Source organism: Alcaligenes sp. EGD-AK7, from assembly GCF_000465875.3.
Classification (GTDB): domain Bacteria; phylum Pseudomonadota; class Gammaproteobacteria; order Burkholderiales; family Burkholderiaceae_B; genus Alcaligenes; species Alcaligenes phenolicus.
The window spans coordinates 1,084,675-1,100,037 of sequence record NZ_AVOG02000001.1; the positions used below are offsets into that span (position 1 = coordinate 1,084,675).

Genomic DNA, 15,363 nt, shown 5'->3' on the forward strand with positions numbered 1-15,363 from the left:
TCAAACGCCAGGGGTCACACCCTGGCGTTCTTGTTTAACCAGCCGCAACCAATGCTCGATGCGCAGCAAGGCATGATTCGCACTTTGCTGGCGGATTTCATCCCGCGTGCCATCGAAAACAATCGTTTCCGTATAGACGACCAAAGGATCAAATTTATCCTGTGGCTTGAACAGCCAGGCAAAACATTGCGTGCCGGCCGGAATCTGCGGCTCCGCAATATCGTCAGCCACCCCCGTATTGGCAATGATCAAATTGGCCGGGGTCAATTCCGCGGCTCCTTTGGCCATGGCCCGCGCCACTGCCTCACTGCACAGATTATTTTCCGCCAGCACCCGCTGATCGACGCCCAGGCAGCGATACTTGGCCTGCGGGGAATACGTCACAAAAGCACAGTCCAGTACAGCTGCCGCCCCCGCTTGGTCAGCCAGCGTGGACGCAATCAACCCTGCCGTGCAGGATTCTGCGGTTGCCAGCGTCAGCTGGGCCTCGGTCATGGTTTTGACCAAGCGTGCAAGATCTACATCGTTCATGGCATACCCTCCTTATTGCTGAAACAAGGACGGTTTATTCAACCATAAAGTAAAAAAGCAGGAAACCAGCTCCTGCTTTCTGCTCACCATCTGGAACATGCGCTTACGCTGCCCCGCCCAGGCACTTGATCAATCCCCGAACAGGCTGGACATATCCGTTGCTTCCAGCCCCAGATTGCTGGCCAGCGCGTCAAAACAACGCAAGGCCGCTTCTATATCTGCATCCGCAATCCCTTCAAACAGGGGAGCACGGGATTGGCGCAGCAATTCCAGCAGGCGTTCGTGAAAGTCCCGCCCTTTTTCAGTCAGACACAACAGGCGAGCGCGCTTGTCCTGCTCGTCGGGCACACGCTCCAGCAAACCGCCAGACTCCAACTGGTCGATCAGGCGCACCAGGGTGGGGCCTTCCAGACGCATCATGCGTGCCAACTGCCCTTGCCGTATGGGTTCCCCCAACTGGGCCAGATAGCGAATCGGCAGGATGGTGGCCTCGGACACGCCATAACGCACCAGCGTCTGATCCAGTTCACGACGATACAGGCGCGCCAGCACAATCATGGACAGGCCAAATCGTTCATAAAGTTGGTGATTCATCAGGAAGTCTCCACAGCGCGCGGCGTAGCATCAGGCGGGTAAGCATAAACCAGAACCGCTTGCGCCCCTTGCAAGGACTGCGCCACATCCATGATCGCCTGCCTCAATACCATGTCGGTACAGGATTGGCTGAGACGCAGCAATTGCTGGGCCAACTCCACGGGCTGATGCTCAAACCCTTCCAGCAACTCACAGACCAGCTCCACACAAGCTTGCTGCTCCGTTCCGCGTTTGGCCAGCCGCTTCAGCGCGACCACGCCATGGCCCAGGTTGATCAAGGACAGCAAACCATGAGGGGTCTGCTCGCCCATCCAGTGCCAGAGACGCACCCATTGACGCGCTACCCGCGCACGCCAGACCCGGAACAGGCGTGGGCGCGAACGCTTGATCAAGGGATACAGTTCGCGCACCACACGTCTGACCAAGGCTTGGCCACGAGGATGAGTCCGGCGAGGCAAAAGAAAGAAAGCACTGCACACGACCGCAGAGCCCGCCAGCAAAGGCAAGGACTCCTTCAAGATGATGGGCCAAGTAACCGCCGCCATCCCGGCCTGACTGGCCAGCTGGAAACACATATTCGCGTCCAATGCCCAGGTCGACGTAGGACGGTTGGCACGTAACAAACCGCCGACCACCAAAAAAGGAAGCACGGACAGAATGACCTGCCAGTCCGCAACCAGGTGTGCCTGGACGAAGTAGCGATAAAAGCTGGCTACCAGCACGCCCACGGCAATCCCGGTAAACATGGTTCGGCTCATCAGTTGCGGACGCGGCATGGAGCCCAAAATAATGGAGAACGTACACACCCCAATCGCCATCAACTCCAGCGCGGGGCTGGCCAAAGCGTAAGCGATACCACCTGCAGTGAAAGCAGCCAGGCCACTGACCAGACCTGTGCGGATTGCCAAGGGCCAATCCACCGAAACAGCAGGCGTCGTCAGAAAACGGTGCCGTCTGGGCTGCACCCGTTCAGCGAACAAGCCCTGCTCCGCCCTTTGTATTTGACCCATTGCACGGCGCAAGCGCGCCAGACTGATCTGCCCCTCTTGCCGCAAGGCTGTCTTGCCCAGCACCCGCAAACTCAGACCGTCCTGCAAGCGTTGTGCCTGTTCCCGCAAGTCGCGTGCATAATCCGCGGCAGGCGAAAGGCCCTGCTCCCTTTGCTGGACAATCAGCGCGCTGGCGGCCAAAAGCTCAATCACGGCGTACAGAAACGCATCCACATAAGGCAGGCGTCGATAAGCATCCAGAGAGCCTGCCGCCAGAATACGGGCTTGGGCATCCAGATCTACAATCTCCTGGCGGACACGGCTCCACGAGCTCTGATCCGGCTGCTGATAAGACGGCCCCAAAGCATGAGCAGCGATGCGCAAGGCATCCGCCGCCAGGACACGTACGCGCTCGTAATACGTTTTGCGCTGACTGCGCGGCGTTGTCCGCGAGCACAGCAAGGTGGTGACCACGACCCCGATCAGCGTGCACTCCACTCGCGACAAGGCCAAATCCAGTGACGCATCCGGAGCCAGCACCGAGGGCAAGACCACCACGCCGATCGTGATCCCCGCCAGCATGGGCAAGTAAGAAAAAGCGCCCCGAAACACATGGGTCAAGGCCGAGGCCACCCCCACCACCAGGGCCATCCCCAGCAATTGCAGATAAGGATTGGGCAAGTGCAGGAACGCCAATCCCAAACCGGCCCCCACCAACGTTCCCAAAATCCGCCACAAAGCCCGCTCGTACACCAGCCCCCGATACGCTTGCGACAGCACCCACACCGGCATGGCAGCCCAAAACGGGTTATCAACGGAAAGCAGAACAGCGATGGTGAACGACAGCCACGCTGCCAAGGCCAAATTCAGGCCATGCACAAGCGCAGGTCGATCCAGCTGGATCCAGGAAAGAGAGGGAAACATAAAAGACAGGGGACAGAACAAAGGCTAAAGCATGATTATATAGATAGCTTACCTACCTATTCAATTAAAACTCGCTGAATATCGTGTTTATGGCAGCTCCGGCCCTGCCCGCCAGACATAAGCTTCAAGGCAGAACACCCTGTTTCATGCTGCACCGCAACAGCCTCCCTGGTTTCCATCAAGCCTTTCAAAACTAAACAATTTGCGCCCTGCCCCGCCCTTTTTCAGCCACTCCATGGTTGTTTGTTAGTTTTCATAAACTATCGCCATCCAGGCATGGTCAAACCGTACGGGAGCGTTCTATGATGTTGGCAGCCTGACCGGCAGGTACCCGAAATCCTGCCCGTCACCCCGTTTTCTTGGCAGGAGTCTTTATGCAAAAGTGGCTGACACGCTACACCGCCTTCTACATCATCATTGGCCTGACCGCCTTTTTCTTGCTGCTTTCCTTGTTCAGAAGCGCAAGCTGGCTATGGCTGGCGATACCAGGGCTGGCCCTGTGCATTCAGGGCTTGGTGGACATCACTCAAACTCGTCACGCCATTCGTCGTAACTATCCGGTTATCGGTAATCTGCGCTTTATCTTTGAAGCCATACGCCCTGAGATTCGCCAGTACTTTCTGGAAGGCGATGAGCAGCAACTGCCTTTTTCGCGGGCGGACCGCTCCCTGGTGTACCAGCGCGCCAAACAGCAGGTCGACAAGCAGCCTTTTGGTACTCACCAGGAGGTCTACAACAATGGGTACGAGTGGATCAACCACTCCATGACGCCCAAGCACATCAAGGACTCACAGTTCCGTATCAAGGTGGGTGGGCCGGACTGTACCCAGCCCTATTCGCTGTCCGTGCTGAATATTTCCGCCATGAGTTTTGGGGCGCTGTCGGCCAATGCCATCCTGGCCCTGAACAAGGGCGCCAAGATGGGCAATTTTGCGCATGACACGGGCGAAGGCGGCATCAGCACCTATCACCTGCGTCATGGCGGTGATCTAATCTGGAATATTGGCTCGGGCTACTTTGGTTGCCGCGATGAACAAGGCAACTTCTCGCCCGAACGCTTTGCCGAACGTGCCACTCAGGATCACGTCAAGATGATTGAAATCAAGCTGTCGCAAGGGGCCAAACCTGGCCACGGCGGCATCTTGCCCGGCACCAAGGTCTCGCCTGAAATTGCCCTGGCACGCGGTGTACCGGAAGGCGTGGACTGTAACTCGCCACCCAGCCACAGCGCTTTCCATTCTCCCGTAGAGCTGCTGGAATTCGTGGCCAAGCTGCGTACCTTGTCCGGTGGCAAGCCCGTGGGTTTCAAACTCTGTATCGGGCACCCCTGGGAATGGTTTGCCATTGCCAAAGCCATGCTGAAAACAGGTATCACACCGGACTTTATTGTGGTCGATGGTGCTGAAGGCGGTACCGGTGCCTCCCCCGTGGAGTTCATTGACCACGTCGGCACCCCCTTGCGCGAGGCTCTGCGCCTGGTTCATAACACGCTGGTGGGTATCGGTTTGCGCGAACAAATCCGATTGGGTGCCTCGGGCAAGATCATCAGCGCCTTTGATATGGCCCGCATCATGGCCCTGGGTGCTGACTGGTGCAATAGCGCGCGTGGTTTCATGTTTGCCGTGGGTTGCATTCAGGCCCAGGCCTGTCATACCGACAAGTGCCCCACTGGCGTGGCGACACAAGATCCGCAGCGTCAAAAAGCCCTGGTGGTTGATGACAAATCCCTGCGCGTGGCCAGCTTCCATGGCAATACGCTCAAAGCCCTGGCTGAACTATTGGGTGCGGCGGGCCTGGAACATCCGGACCAGCTACGTCCTCACCATATTGCCCGCCGTATCAGCAACGGCGAAGTGCGCGTGATGTCGGCTCTGTTCCCGGATCTGAAAAAAGGCGAACTCTTGCGCGGCCACTATCGTCAAACGATTTTCCGTGTGGGCTGGCCTATGGCTAACCCCGACTCCTTTGAACCGGCCTATAGCCTGAGCAAAGCCTTGTCGTACTTGAATGATGAAGCTGATCCTGAAGAAATCATGAAAAAACAGGATGCAGCTGACAGCGCAGGCCAAGCTCTGGCTTAACGCTGCAAGCGGCAGTCTCCCTAGTGGGACTGCCGCCGGGTCCCTACCCCCGCATCCACTTCCCCGTAAACTTCAACGCCCGACGGTCGACTCCAGCTGCTGTCTGCAGAGCGATCCGGTGTTGAACACGCCGCCAGCCCCAGCACCATGACCAAGGCGCTCAGCACCCCATAAATCTGTCGCATATCAAGCTCCTTGATGATAGGCGTCTACTGTGCCACAGAATCTGGGCAAACTGATTTCCATCTGTACTAGAATGCTCTGATCATGATCAGGCACTGCGCATTCCCCACCTCAGGTACTCGCAGCCGGTTTTTACTGGTGCTGGCAATCTGCGCCCTGCTTTTGCGTGGTCTGATCCCCAACGGCTACATGCCCAGCGCCGACCCGGCCAATGCAGCCGCGCTCAGCCTGTGCGTTCAGGGCGACCCTTTCCTGGCGCAATGGAGCAGCCAGCTACCTGGCGGCCCGAAGCACGACGAACAACACAGCCTGCATGCGGCCTGTCTGTTCGCCCAGGCCCAGGCGCAAAAAGCCTTGAATGATGATCCCAGCCCTGCCTGGAATCTGACACCTACACCACGACATACCTGGGACACTGCCCAACAGGCGGCGGTTCCCGTTCTTCCCCTGACGGGCCCGCCCCTGAGTGCGCGCGGTCCCCCCTCCACGCTCGTTTCCTGACCAGCCTCGGCTGCCCGGCGCAGCCATCTTATGTTGTCAATTAGCGGGATATTTCTATGAACGCCTCCTTCTCACGCCGCCAGCTCCTGCTTGCCATGCTGGCGACTCCTCTGGTCCTGAGCGCCTGCGGCGACAAGGCCCCCAAGCAGCCCGCCTTTCGCAATCTGGAAGGTGTAGACATGAGCAGTGCCGACTTTGCCAAGGATTTCAGCTTGCTGGATACCGAAGGCCAACGTCGCACCATGGCCGACTATCGCGGCAAGATCGTGCTGATCTTCTTTGGTTTTACCCAATGCCCCGACGTCTGCCCGACAGCCCTGACTCGTGCCGTCGACATCAAGGAACAGTTGGGCGAGGATGGCGACAAGCTGCAAGTCTTGTTTATCTCCATTGACCCGGAGCGCGACACGCCCGAACTGCTGCGGGCCTACATGCAGGCTTTCGACCCCAGTTTCGTGGCCCTGCGCCCCACCGAGGAAGAGCTGGCCAAAACCGCCAGCGACTTCAAAGTCTTCTATCAAAAGGTTCCTACCGGCTCCAGCTACACCATGGACCACAGCGCCTTGACCTATGTGTATGACACACAAGGCAAGTTGCAGATCGCCCTGCGTCATACGCAAACGGCTGAAGAAGCCGTGGCTGATATCCGCCAGGTACTGGCTCTGAGCAAGTGAACCCCAACAGGATTACCAACATGAAACGTACTATTGCTCGCTCTCTTTTTTCCCTGGCCGCCTTGCTGAGCCTGCCCACCCTGGCCCAGGCCGAAGTCACCGTGACCGATCCCTGGGTTCGCGCCACGGTTCCCGGCCAGCAAGCCACCGGCGCCTTCATGGTGCTGCAATCCACCGACAACGCCCAATTGCTGGGCGCCAGCAGCAGCTTGAGCAAACAGGTAGAGGTACACGAAATGGCGATGGAAAACGAAGTCATGCGCATGCGCCAGGTTGAAAAAATCGACCTGCCCGCTGGCAAGGCTGTGGAACTGAAACCCGGCGGCTACCACATCATGCTGCTGGGTCTGGACAAACAGGTTGAGGCGGGCAGTTCCGTGGATCTCACCCTGGAAATCCAGAATGCCGCCGGTCAAAAGGAAGAGCTGAAAATCAGCGCTCCAGTCCGTGCCTTGAACACCAAGGCTGGCCAGGGTCACCAGGGCGCACACGGCCACTAAGGCCCTGTTCCCACCCCTTCAAACCGCCTGTTTTACCGGTTTGAAGGGCTTTGTTTCAGACTTCCGGGTTTTCCATAATTGGCTGGTTTTGATTAGCTAACGTACATTGAAACCACTGACATAGTGTCAGTAAGCTGTCTGAAACACAGCTTTCCCAAACTGTCATCATGACAGTTCACCGCCGCCAGAGCGGCCCATAGGCCCTACCGCAACGGTAGGGCCTTCGTGTTTCTGCAGCAGGCTCTTTGCATATTACTAGGCCCTTGCCCGGGTCTGGAGTAAAGTTAAGACCGTAGCGTCGGTTTAACCTTGCAAGGAGTACATAGATGGCTCTAAGTCCACATGACAACAATCGCTCTGAGTTGCTACGTCAACTGCCCTTGAAACCAGGATGGTTTATTGGTTTGGGCATCGCCCTGATTATTCTGGGTCTGATCGCCTTGATCTACGTGGTTGGCGCCACGGTTGCCAGCGTGGTGTACGTCGGCATCCTGATGACCATAGGCGGCGTGCTGCATCTGGCTCATGCATGGAGTTCCAAAGGCTGGCGCGGCTTTCTGTTCTGGAGCTTGAGCGGCATTTTGTACTTGTTCGCCGGTTTGATTGCCATCAGCAACCCCTTGGTAGGTGCCACCGTCCTGACCCTGATTTTTGGCGCCTTCCTGATTGCTTCCGGCGCATTCCGACTCTGGATCTGGTTTCAGAACCGGGCCCAGGCAGGTGGCGGCTGGATGGCCTTTTCCGGCCTGATTACACTGGCAGCCGGTTTGATCATTGCCGCAGGCTGGCCCGGCAATAGTGTATGGATTCTGGGCCTGATTCTGGGTATTGATTTGCTGACCCAAGGTTGGGCCAGCTTGTTGATTGGTATGGCAATCAAGCGCAATCAGAACTAAACCATCGGCCAGGATCAAACCCCTGCGTCGGGATTGATCTCCGCTGACTTAATCACTGCAAATCACTCCGAAAAAATGCCCGACCAGAAGCAGATTCTGGTCGGGCATTTTGCTATCTTGATCTCCCGTCCTGGACTGTAGGCCTGCCACCAGGCTGCCAAGCCTGCAACCCAAGCGGTACAGAGCAAACCCTACAATCGACTATCGGACTTCCAGCGCCGGCAGAGCGGCATCCCGTCCCCGCAGCCAGGGCTGACGCGTATGGGCCAGCATCTGCGCATCACCGGGGCTATCACCATAGGCCATATCCAGCTCCACGGGTTTATCTCCCAGCCACGCCTGCAAGCGATCCACCTTCTCCTGCCCCCAGCAATTGGCGCTGGCCATGCCCACACAACCTTGTTGATCATCAAAGGCCAACTCTGTCGCCAGCACCTGAGCCATTCCCTGTGCTTGCCCCCAGGGCTGTAAATAAATGGACGGCGAGGCACTGACCAGCACCACCGTATCTCCCCGCTCTCGATGGGCACGGACTCGTTCCATCATTTCCGGGCGGACAATCTGCGGCACATAGTCCCGCACATAGGTGTCGGCTAAAGCCTGAACCTGCTCCCGGCTCAAACCACCCAAGGCACTGCGTAGAAAACGGTGCTTGATCGCCTGACGACGCTGCGGACCGCGATCCCAGACCAGGACGCGAGGCACGCAAGCTAAATAGGCACGAATACAGACTGGCCAGCCTCGCATGCGACGTATAAAGTCCTGCAAGCTGTCCCTGTCTGTAATCGTGCCATCAAAATCAAATGCGACCAGCACAGGTACCCCTTTGGTTTTCAGAAAAAGGGCTAGTGTAAAGGGGAACACCAGCCCTTCCCAAGCCCTGCTTTATAAGGCCCAGCCACCCAGGTAGAAAACGACCAGGGCAATGGCAATCAGAACCGTGCCCACATTCAGGCGACGCAGTTCACCCGAGAACAGGCGACCCAGCACCAGCGTGCAAAAGCCCAGCATGATGCCTGTGACGATATTGACGGTCAGCACGATAAACACGGCGCACACCAGACCCGCCATGGTGTCGACCGTATCTTCGGTATTCAGATGACGCACGCCGCCCAGCATCAGCAAGCCCACATACATCAAGGCAGGCGCAGTCGCATAGGAAGGCACCAGACCGGCCAAAGGCGACAGGAAGATCAGCATCAGGAAACCCAGGCCAACCACCACCGCGGTCAGACCGGTACGTCCCCCGGCGGCTGTGCCGGCAGCTGATTCAATATAGGCGGCGGCAGGCGAAGCCCCCAAGCTGGCTGACACCAAAGAGCTGAGCGAGTCCGTCGTCAGGGCGCGACTGCCATTGATGATCTGACCATCCTTGTCCAATTGCCCGGCATTGCCCGCGACAGCACGAATCGTGCCGGTCGCATCAAACACGGCCGTCATCACCAGAGCCAGCACACTGGGCAGGACGACCGCATTCAAGGCCCCGCCTATGTCCATGGCACCGATCAAGGAGTTCTCGCCCAGCAGGCTAGGCATGGCAAACAGGCCAGTAAAACGCACATTGGGATCGAAGATCAGGCCTACCGCCGACAGACCCAAGATCACCAGCAAGATACCGCCCGTGACACGACGGCGCTCCAGGCCAAAAATCGCTGCCAGACCCAGCACACTCAGCCAGACCGGCATGGACGTGACGTCCCCCAGGGCAACCGGCAGACCTGCGCCCGTATTACGGGTCACCAGACCTACCTCGTTGGAGGCGATCATCAGCAAGAACAGGCCAATTCCGATACCCGTGCCATGCGCGATGCCCAGGGGCAAATTGCGCAGAATCCAGGTACGAATCCCGGTAGCGGAAATCAGGGTAAAGATCAGGCCCATCAGGAACACGGCACCCAGGGCGACGGCCGGGCTAAGTTGCTGGCCCAGCACCAAGTCAAAAGCCAAGAACGCAGTCAAGGACAAGGCACAGCCCACCGCAATGGGCAGATTCGCCCACAGCCCCATCAGCAGGGAGCCAAAAGCACTGGTCAGACACACGGCCACAAAGACTGACGAGGTATCAAAGCCCGCCTTGCCCAGCATGGACGGTACGACAAATACGGAATAAACCATTGCCAGGAATGTCGTCAGCCCTGCCAAGACCTCCTGACGCAGAGAACTGCCGCGCTCTGTATAGGCAAAATGTTTCTGCAACCAACCGCCAGCAAGCGGAGGGACCAGGGCCTCCTGCCCTGGCCGCAATGCGGATTCTTGCTCAGCCATACTTCATGCTCCTTTATCAGTATTGTGATGTCTGAAACGGTACGTTGCCGTCATCAGGAATCAGTAATGGACAGTTCCAGCCCCAAAGGGGGCAAGAGACTTCTCACACGCTGAATCAAAGAAAACGCCGAGCAAAGACGAGTCCTGCCCTGCCCGCAACAAGGTGCAGACATAGGCAGAAAGAAGTAGGTATGCGGGGGTGTCTCCGACCGAACCGAGGCCTTTTCGGCGCTTCTTTTGATCCCGATAATGGGAAGTGAGGGCCATTCTACGAGCCGTCAAGGACGGGAAAATCACCTCTAGGTAATGAGGGTTATCAATCGCTTCGGTGGCGAGATACAGGCATATAGGCTTGGCCGATGAACTGCTGGCGCAACTGCTGCCATTGACGTTGCATATCCTGGGCCTGCTGCTGGTCGGGTCGCAAACGCTCTGGTTCCAAGTGCATCAGAGCCAATCCATATTTGGCCGCCGACAGCTCCTGCGCGACGCTGGCTGACTGCTGCACCGCCTGGGCGGGACGTTCCTGCCATAAGCTGCCCAGGCCGCTCAAACTGTCAGAAGCCTTGGCCAAACGCTGACGTACCGAACCTGCAATACTGACAGGCCAGATCTGGGTAAACATCACGTACATCACCGCATTGCCCAGCAAAATACCGATCACCCGATCACGGGCTGAATCCAGATCAAAGCTGGGACCAAAGCCCTGCAAGGTCACCAGATAAAAGGCAAAGGCAATTTGAATGCCGGCATACGAGATACGTTCCGGGCCATAAAATACCCAGGCCCCTAACAGGGACACCAGAAATACCACGACCATCAAGCCGCCAATATCCAGCAGATGCGGCATCACAAACAAGATGGTGATAAAGCCCAGTGCCGCCCCCAGCAAACAGCCCACAATCCGCAAGGTCAGCTTGTGTACGGTTTCCCCGGTAGAGCCCAAAGCGGCCACGTAGCAGGTAATCATGGCGGTATGAATGCCCTGCCAGTCTGCCGCGCTATAGATCAGATAACAAAGCACCGCTGCTGCCGTCGCCTTCAAGGCATGGTGCTGATAAACAGGATTACTAAAGGCGTCGGGCACCATGAAGGAGCCATGTTCCGGATCCGCTTTGCCAATAGACACTGCCCCCGACAAGGCCAGCAAGGCATCGCGCAAATCTTGTTCGGCCAAAGAACTGGAGGCTGACAGCTCGGGCAGATCATTCATCTGCGGCAAACGCCCTTGTTCAATATCCTGTGCGCTGCGTTCACAAATCTGGGCAAATGCTGTGGCCTGCTCATTGTCCAGATGCTGATCGCGCAAGACGGCAACCGCCAGCAAGGCTCGGTAGGTATTCAAGATGGTCTGATCCAGTTCTGCCTGCTCTTGTGCAGGCCGCAAATGAAACAGCCGTATCCAGCCCAGTCGCTTCTGTTGTGCACTGACTCCCAAAGCCAGTTCGTCCCACAAATCCTGCGTATCTGCCTGCCCCATCAAGCCCTGGGCCGACAAACGCAAACGCGCTGCCAGCTCACGGCGCAACACCTTGTGCGGGTACAAACCAAAACAGAGATTGAAGATCAGCACCAGGCCCATGGGGGCGCAGGTCATCAACCAGGCATAAAGCACGGCACGGGTAGCAATCTCGCCAAAGGGCACATAGCCCAGCAAGGTCAGCACAAAGGCGATGACCAAGGCAATAATCCCGCCCAAAGGCCCCAGCTTGCTGGCTACCCCGAGAAACAACAGCACAAAGGAGGTCAGCACCATGGCCAGCAAACGCCAGGCCGGATACTGAATCGTGACCTGAATCAGTGGCACCATCAGCAGCACCACAATGGACACCAGCACCACCAGAGCCAGCGCCAGTACCGAGCTCTCGCCGGCATCGGACTTCATCACAAAGAAGATCACAAAGCAGCTGACGGCAGACTCGGGAATACCGTAGTTCATGGCCAGCAGCACCATCAAGGCGCACAGCACCGCCACGCGCCAGCTTTGCGCCAGACGACCGGGGGTGGGCTGCAAGTCTTGCCAGACCAGCCGCGCCAGACCCGACACGCCGGTCTTAGCAGTTGCCATCGCGATGAATAATGGTGGTGGCCGAGGCACCCATGCGCATCAAGTCCTCGGGCGGGGCATCCAGACGGATACGCACCGGAAAGCGTTGCGCTACCCGTACCCAATTCATGGATTTCTGAATATAGGGCAGGCTGCGCGGCAGATTGATCTGCTCCTGACTACTGACGCCCCAACCAATTTCCTCTACCTTGCCCGAGAGCTTGCGCGACGGATCGGACATCACATACACCGTGGCGCAGGCCCCTGGCTTGATCTCCTTCAGATCCGTTTCACGGTACATTCCCGTGACATACCAGGAATCCGTATCCAGCAAGGTAAAGACAGAAGTGCCGGGCATCAGATGTTCCCCCGAGCCGATACGCAAACCCACGATACGACCGTTGTGCGGTGCCTTGACCTGAGTATGTTCCAGGTCACGCTGGGCCATCGCCAAACCTGCCTGTCGCGCTTGCACCATGGCTTCTTCTGCCTGCGTATTGCCGACCAGAGCCTGAGCAGCCCCGGATTGCTCTGTTGCCTGTTTCAAGGTGACTTGAGCATCACGCAGCAAGGTATTGGCTTCATCCAATTGCTGTTGGGAGACATAGCCCTTGGCCGCCAGATTCGCCAAGCGACGCTGGCTTTGCGTGGCCATCGTCAAATTGGTTTTAGCGCGGGTAATCTGATCATCGGCAATGACGGCGTTATGCCCTTCTGCGCGCACAGCCCGTTGCTTCATGTCCAGCGTAGCCTGAGCCAGCGCCAGTTCAGCCTGGGCCTGTTCCAGACGCAGCTGATAAAACACCGGGTCTACGGTAAAGAGCAGTTCATCGCGGCTGACGAACTGACCGTCACGCACCATCATGCGCTCAATATGCCCAGGCAAGGAGCTGGAGATGTGCACCACATCGGCACCGATCACCGCGTCTTCGGACAAAGGGTTGTTGGCAGAGCGCTGCAAATACCACCATGCCAAGACAATGGCGGCGACAACAATCAGCACGCTCAGCAGGCGGGCAGCGCCTTTACGGGGGGAGGATTTCTGTGCCTGGGTCATGGCTCAGTCACTCGAAGAATAGAAGAAGTGCGGCAAAGGTCAGTGCCAGCGTCAAGCAGGCATAGACAGGCAAACGCATGGGCAGGGCATCATCCACTCCCGCACGAATCAGCCCCCAACGAATCAGTAAGGTCAGCAGCACGGCTCCCAGCACACACACCAGCCAGGCCGGGAAATACGAACCCGCCATATAGACCGAAGGTGCAAGAGAACATCCCCCCAACAAGGGCAAGACAGCCAGACCGGCTAGTAGCGCACGCATGCGTGGCATCTCCCTGATTATTGTTAAACCGATCTGCGCATGGCGCCCTGATCGCTGCGATGAATTGTACCCGAGCCTGTCAAATACATCCCTTATATCCCTACCTGATTAAGCAACTGTGTATCTATGATTTTCACGAGTATAGTGACAAGCATCTTTCTGATAGGGTCTCAATAACCTCGGTTATTTACACAGAGTTGCCATGGATGACGTAAACCTGACTTTAAGCATGCTGGCCGCCGTTCTAATCAGTAACAGCGTGGTCAAGATAATACCTGTTGCCATCCCTGCCCCTCTCGTACAGATTTTGCTCGGCTTTCTAATTGCCGGCTGGTTCAATCATGGGATGACCCTGAATCCGGATCTGTTCTTTTATCTGTTTCTGCCGCCCTTATTATTTCTGGATGGCTGGCGCATTTCCAAGGAAAGTTTAATTCGGGACCGAATTGGCATTCTGGTTCTGGCTTTTATTCTGGTCTTTTTAACGGTATTCGGATTAGGCCACGTGCTGCACTGGCTCATTCCTGCCATGCCTTTGCCAGTGGCCTTCGCCTTGGCCGCCATTGTCTCGCCAACTGACCCAGTTGCCGTCTCGGCTATTACCCGCCGCGTGCCTCTGCCGCCGCGACTGCAGGCCTTGCTGGAGGGTGAATCCCTGTTCAATGATGCCAGCGGTCTGGTTGCGTTTCGACTTGCTGTAGCCCTGGCCCTGGGCGGCTCTTTTTCCATCTCGTCTGCCAGCCAGAACTTCCTGTGGTTAACGCTGGCCGGCCTGGTCGTGGGCGTAGTGACCACGCGTGCCCTGCTTTTTCTGCGTAATCTCTTTGTGCGCCGCTGGGGCGAAGAGCCAGGGCCAGAAGTTCTGTTCAGCCTGCTTCTGCCTTTTGCGTCCTACTTCCTGGCCGAACAAATGGAGGCCTCTGGCATTCTGGCCGCTGTCGCGGCAGGCGTGACCATGAGCTACGCCGAGCTCTCGGGCAATGCACTGGCGGCCACCCGTATGCAGCGCAAGACCGTCTGGGACACCTTGCAACTTAGTTTGAATGGCATGATGTTCGTCCTGCTGGGCGAGCAACTACCCGCTATCTTTCGCGGAGCGGTACAGGTTGTCCAGGAGACCGGCCACCACAATCCAGCCTGGCTGCTGGTTTACGCGGTCGCCATGTGTACCACCCTGATTTTGCTGCGTTTTCTATGCGTTTACGCTTACCTGTGGCTACGACGCGGCCTGTCCCTGCTGGGCTTGCATCATGATGCTGAGACCGCCCAAGCCAACCCGCGCCTGGTGCTGGTGCTGTCCATTGCCGGGGTACGAGGTGCCGTCACCCTGGCCGGTGTCATGACCTTGCCGCTCACTCTTGCCGATGGCAGTCCCTTTCCTGCCCGAGATCTGGCCATTTTCCTGGCCTCCGTCGTCATTATCGTGTCACTGCTGACGGCCAGCCTGGCCCTGCCACCCATCATGAAACGAGTAAGCTTCCCTGCCCTGCGCCGACGTCAGGAGCAGGAAGAACGGGCCGAGCAAGCCGTACGTCACGCCAGCGCCCAGTCGGTGGCGCAGACATTGAATGACTTGATTGCTCACAATCCCCAGTCCTCAGGGGCGCGTTACACGGCCATGGCCGACCGCGTCCTGGGCACTATTGCTCACAGCCCTCAAGGCGACGGACTGGAGCCGGATCTGGCAGAACAAGCACTGGAAAAAGACATGCAAATCCGGGCCCTCCACGCCGCGCGTGAGGCCGTTTACACTTTAGCTCGCACACACCAGATATCCGATGAAATCGCTCGCGAACGGGTCCGCCTGCTGGATCTGATCGAACTGCGTATGTCTTGAGTCCGCCTTCCTTTCATTTATC

Annotated in this window: 15 protein-coding genes; 6 read left to right on the plus strand and 9 right to left on the minus strand. The window is 57.5% G+C overall.

What is annotated here, in order from left to right:
- The 3 genes from N879_RS05120 to N879_RS05130 all read right to left on the minus strand — a co-directional run bounded on the left by N879_RS05120 (window position 1) and on the right by N879_RS05130 (window position 3,038).
- The gene (locus tag N879_RS05120; RefSeq protein ID WP_009460955.1) at window positions 1–531 is read right to left on the minus strand and encodes a CinA family protein; all 531 of its coding nucleotides are present in this window, start codon (window positions 529–531) and stop codon (window positions 1–3) included.
- Between the two features lie 129 nt (window positions 532–660).
- On the minus strand, window positions 661–1,125 hold the full coding sequence (locus N879_RS05125) for a MarR family winged helix-turn-helix transcriptional regulator (RefSeq protein ID WP_009460957.1): 465 nt from the start codon (window positions 1,123–1,125) through the stop codon (window positions 661–663).
- The gene (locus N879_RS05130; RefSeq protein ID WP_021446776.1) at window positions 1,125–3,038 is read right to left on the minus strand and encodes an FUSC family protein; all 1,914 of its coding nucleotides are present in this window, start codon (window positions 3,036–3,038) and stop codon (window positions 1,125–1,127) included. The genes N879_RS05125 and N879_RS05130 overlap by 1 nt, the downstream gene beginning before the upstream one ends.
- Before the next feature lie 374 nt (window positions 3,039–3,412).
- On the opposite strand from N879_RS05130, the gene N879_RS05135 reads away from it, so the two are divergent.
- Window positions 3,413–5,119, plus strand: coding sequence for an FMN-binding glutamate synthase family protein (locus N879_RS05135; protein WP_009460959.1), 1,707 nt, complete (start codon window positions 3,413–3,415; stop codon window positions 5,117–5,119).
- A gap of 20 nt (window positions 5,120–5,139) precedes the next feature.
- Here the strand turns inward: N879_RS05135 and N879_RS20560 are convergent, their stop codons facing one another.
- Window positions 5,140–5,304 (minus strand): hypothetical protein, encoded by a 165-nt coding sequence (locus N879_RS20560; protein ID WP_155624338.1) that lies wholly within the window; start codon window positions 5,302–5,304, stop codon window positions 5,140–5,142.
- A gap of 82 nt (window positions 5,305–5,386) precedes the next feature.
- Between N879_RS20560 and N879_RS05140 the strand changes: the two genes are divergently transcribed.
- The 4 genes from N879_RS05140 (at window position 5,387) to N879_RS05155 (ending at window position 7,873) form a co-directional block, all read left to right on the plus strand.
- A complete protein-coding gene (locus tag N879_RS05140; RefSeq protein WP_021446777.1) occupies window positions 5,387–5,803 on the plus strand; it encodes a hypothetical protein in 417 nt (138 codons plus the stop codon).
- A 56-nt stretch (window positions 5,804–5,859) separates the two neighbouring features.
- A complete protein-coding gene (locus tag N879_RS05145; RefSeq protein ID WP_009460963.1) occupies window positions 5,860–6,477 on the plus strand; it encodes an SCO family protein in 618 nt (205 codons plus the stop codon).
- A 20-nt stretch (window positions 6,478–6,497) separates the two neighbouring features.
- Window positions 6,498–6,977 carry a copper chaperone PCu(A)C gene (locus N879_RS05150; RefSeq protein WP_021446778.1) on the plus strand — a complete coding sequence of 160 codons (480 nt, stop codon included), beginning with the start codon at window positions 6,498–6,500 and terminating at the stop codon, window positions 6,975–6,977.
- Between the two features lie 326 nt (window positions 6,978–7,303).
- Entirely contained in the window at window positions 7,304–7,873 is a 570-nt protein-coding gene (locus N879_RS05155) for an HdeD family acid-resistance protein (protein WP_009460967.1), read from the plus strand.
- Window positions 7,874–8,074: 201 nt separating this feature from the next.
- On the opposite strand, the gene N879_RS05160 is transcribed toward N879_RS05155, so the two are convergent.
- The 5 genes from N879_RS05160 to N879_RS05180 form a co-directional block, all read right to left on the minus strand.
- Window positions 8,075–8,689, minus strand: a complete 615-nt coding sequence (locus N879_RS05160; RefSeq protein ID WP_039942318.1) for an HAD-IB family hydrolase — start codon at window positions 8,687–8,689, stop codon at window positions 8,075–8,077.
- A 69-nt stretch (window positions 8,690–8,758) separates the two neighbouring features.
- The gene (locus N879_RS05165; RefSeq protein WP_021446779.1) at window positions 8,759–10,138 is read right to left on the minus strand and encodes an NCS2 family permease; all 1,380 of its coding nucleotides are present in this window, start codon (window positions 10,136–10,138) and stop codon (window positions 8,759–8,761) included.
- A 316-nt stretch (window positions 10,139–10,454) separates the two neighbouring features.
- The gene (locus tag N879_RS05170) at window positions 10,455–12,206 is read right to left on the minus strand and encodes an FUSC family protein (protein WP_021446780.1); all 1,752 of its coding nucleotides are present in this window, start codon (window positions 12,204–12,206) and stop codon (window positions 10,455–10,457) included.
- Window positions 12,193–13,242, minus strand: a complete 1,050-nt coding sequence (gene mdtN, locus N879_RS05175; RefSeq protein WP_021446781.1) for a multidrug transporter subunit MdtN — start codon at window positions 13,240–13,242, stop codon at window positions 12,193–12,195. The genes N879_RS05170 and mdtN overlap by 14 nt, the downstream gene beginning before the upstream one ends.
- Window positions 13,243–13,249: 7 nt before the next feature.
- Window positions 13,250–13,504, minus strand: coding sequence for a YtcA family lipoprotein (locus N879_RS05180; protein ID WP_170978589.1), 255 nt, complete (start codon window positions 13,502–13,504; stop codon window positions 13,250–13,252).
- A gap of 202 nt (window positions 13,505–13,706) precedes the next feature.
- On the opposite strand from N879_RS05180, the gene N879_RS05185 reads away from it, so the two are divergent.
- Window positions 13,707–15,341 carry a Na+/H+ antiporter gene (locus N879_RS05185; RefSeq protein ID WP_021446783.1) on the plus strand — a complete coding sequence of 545 codons (1,635 nt, stop codon included), beginning with the start codon at window positions 13,707–13,709 and terminating at the stop codon, window positions 15,339–15,341.
- Window positions 15,342–15,363 lie beyond the last annotated feature (22 nt).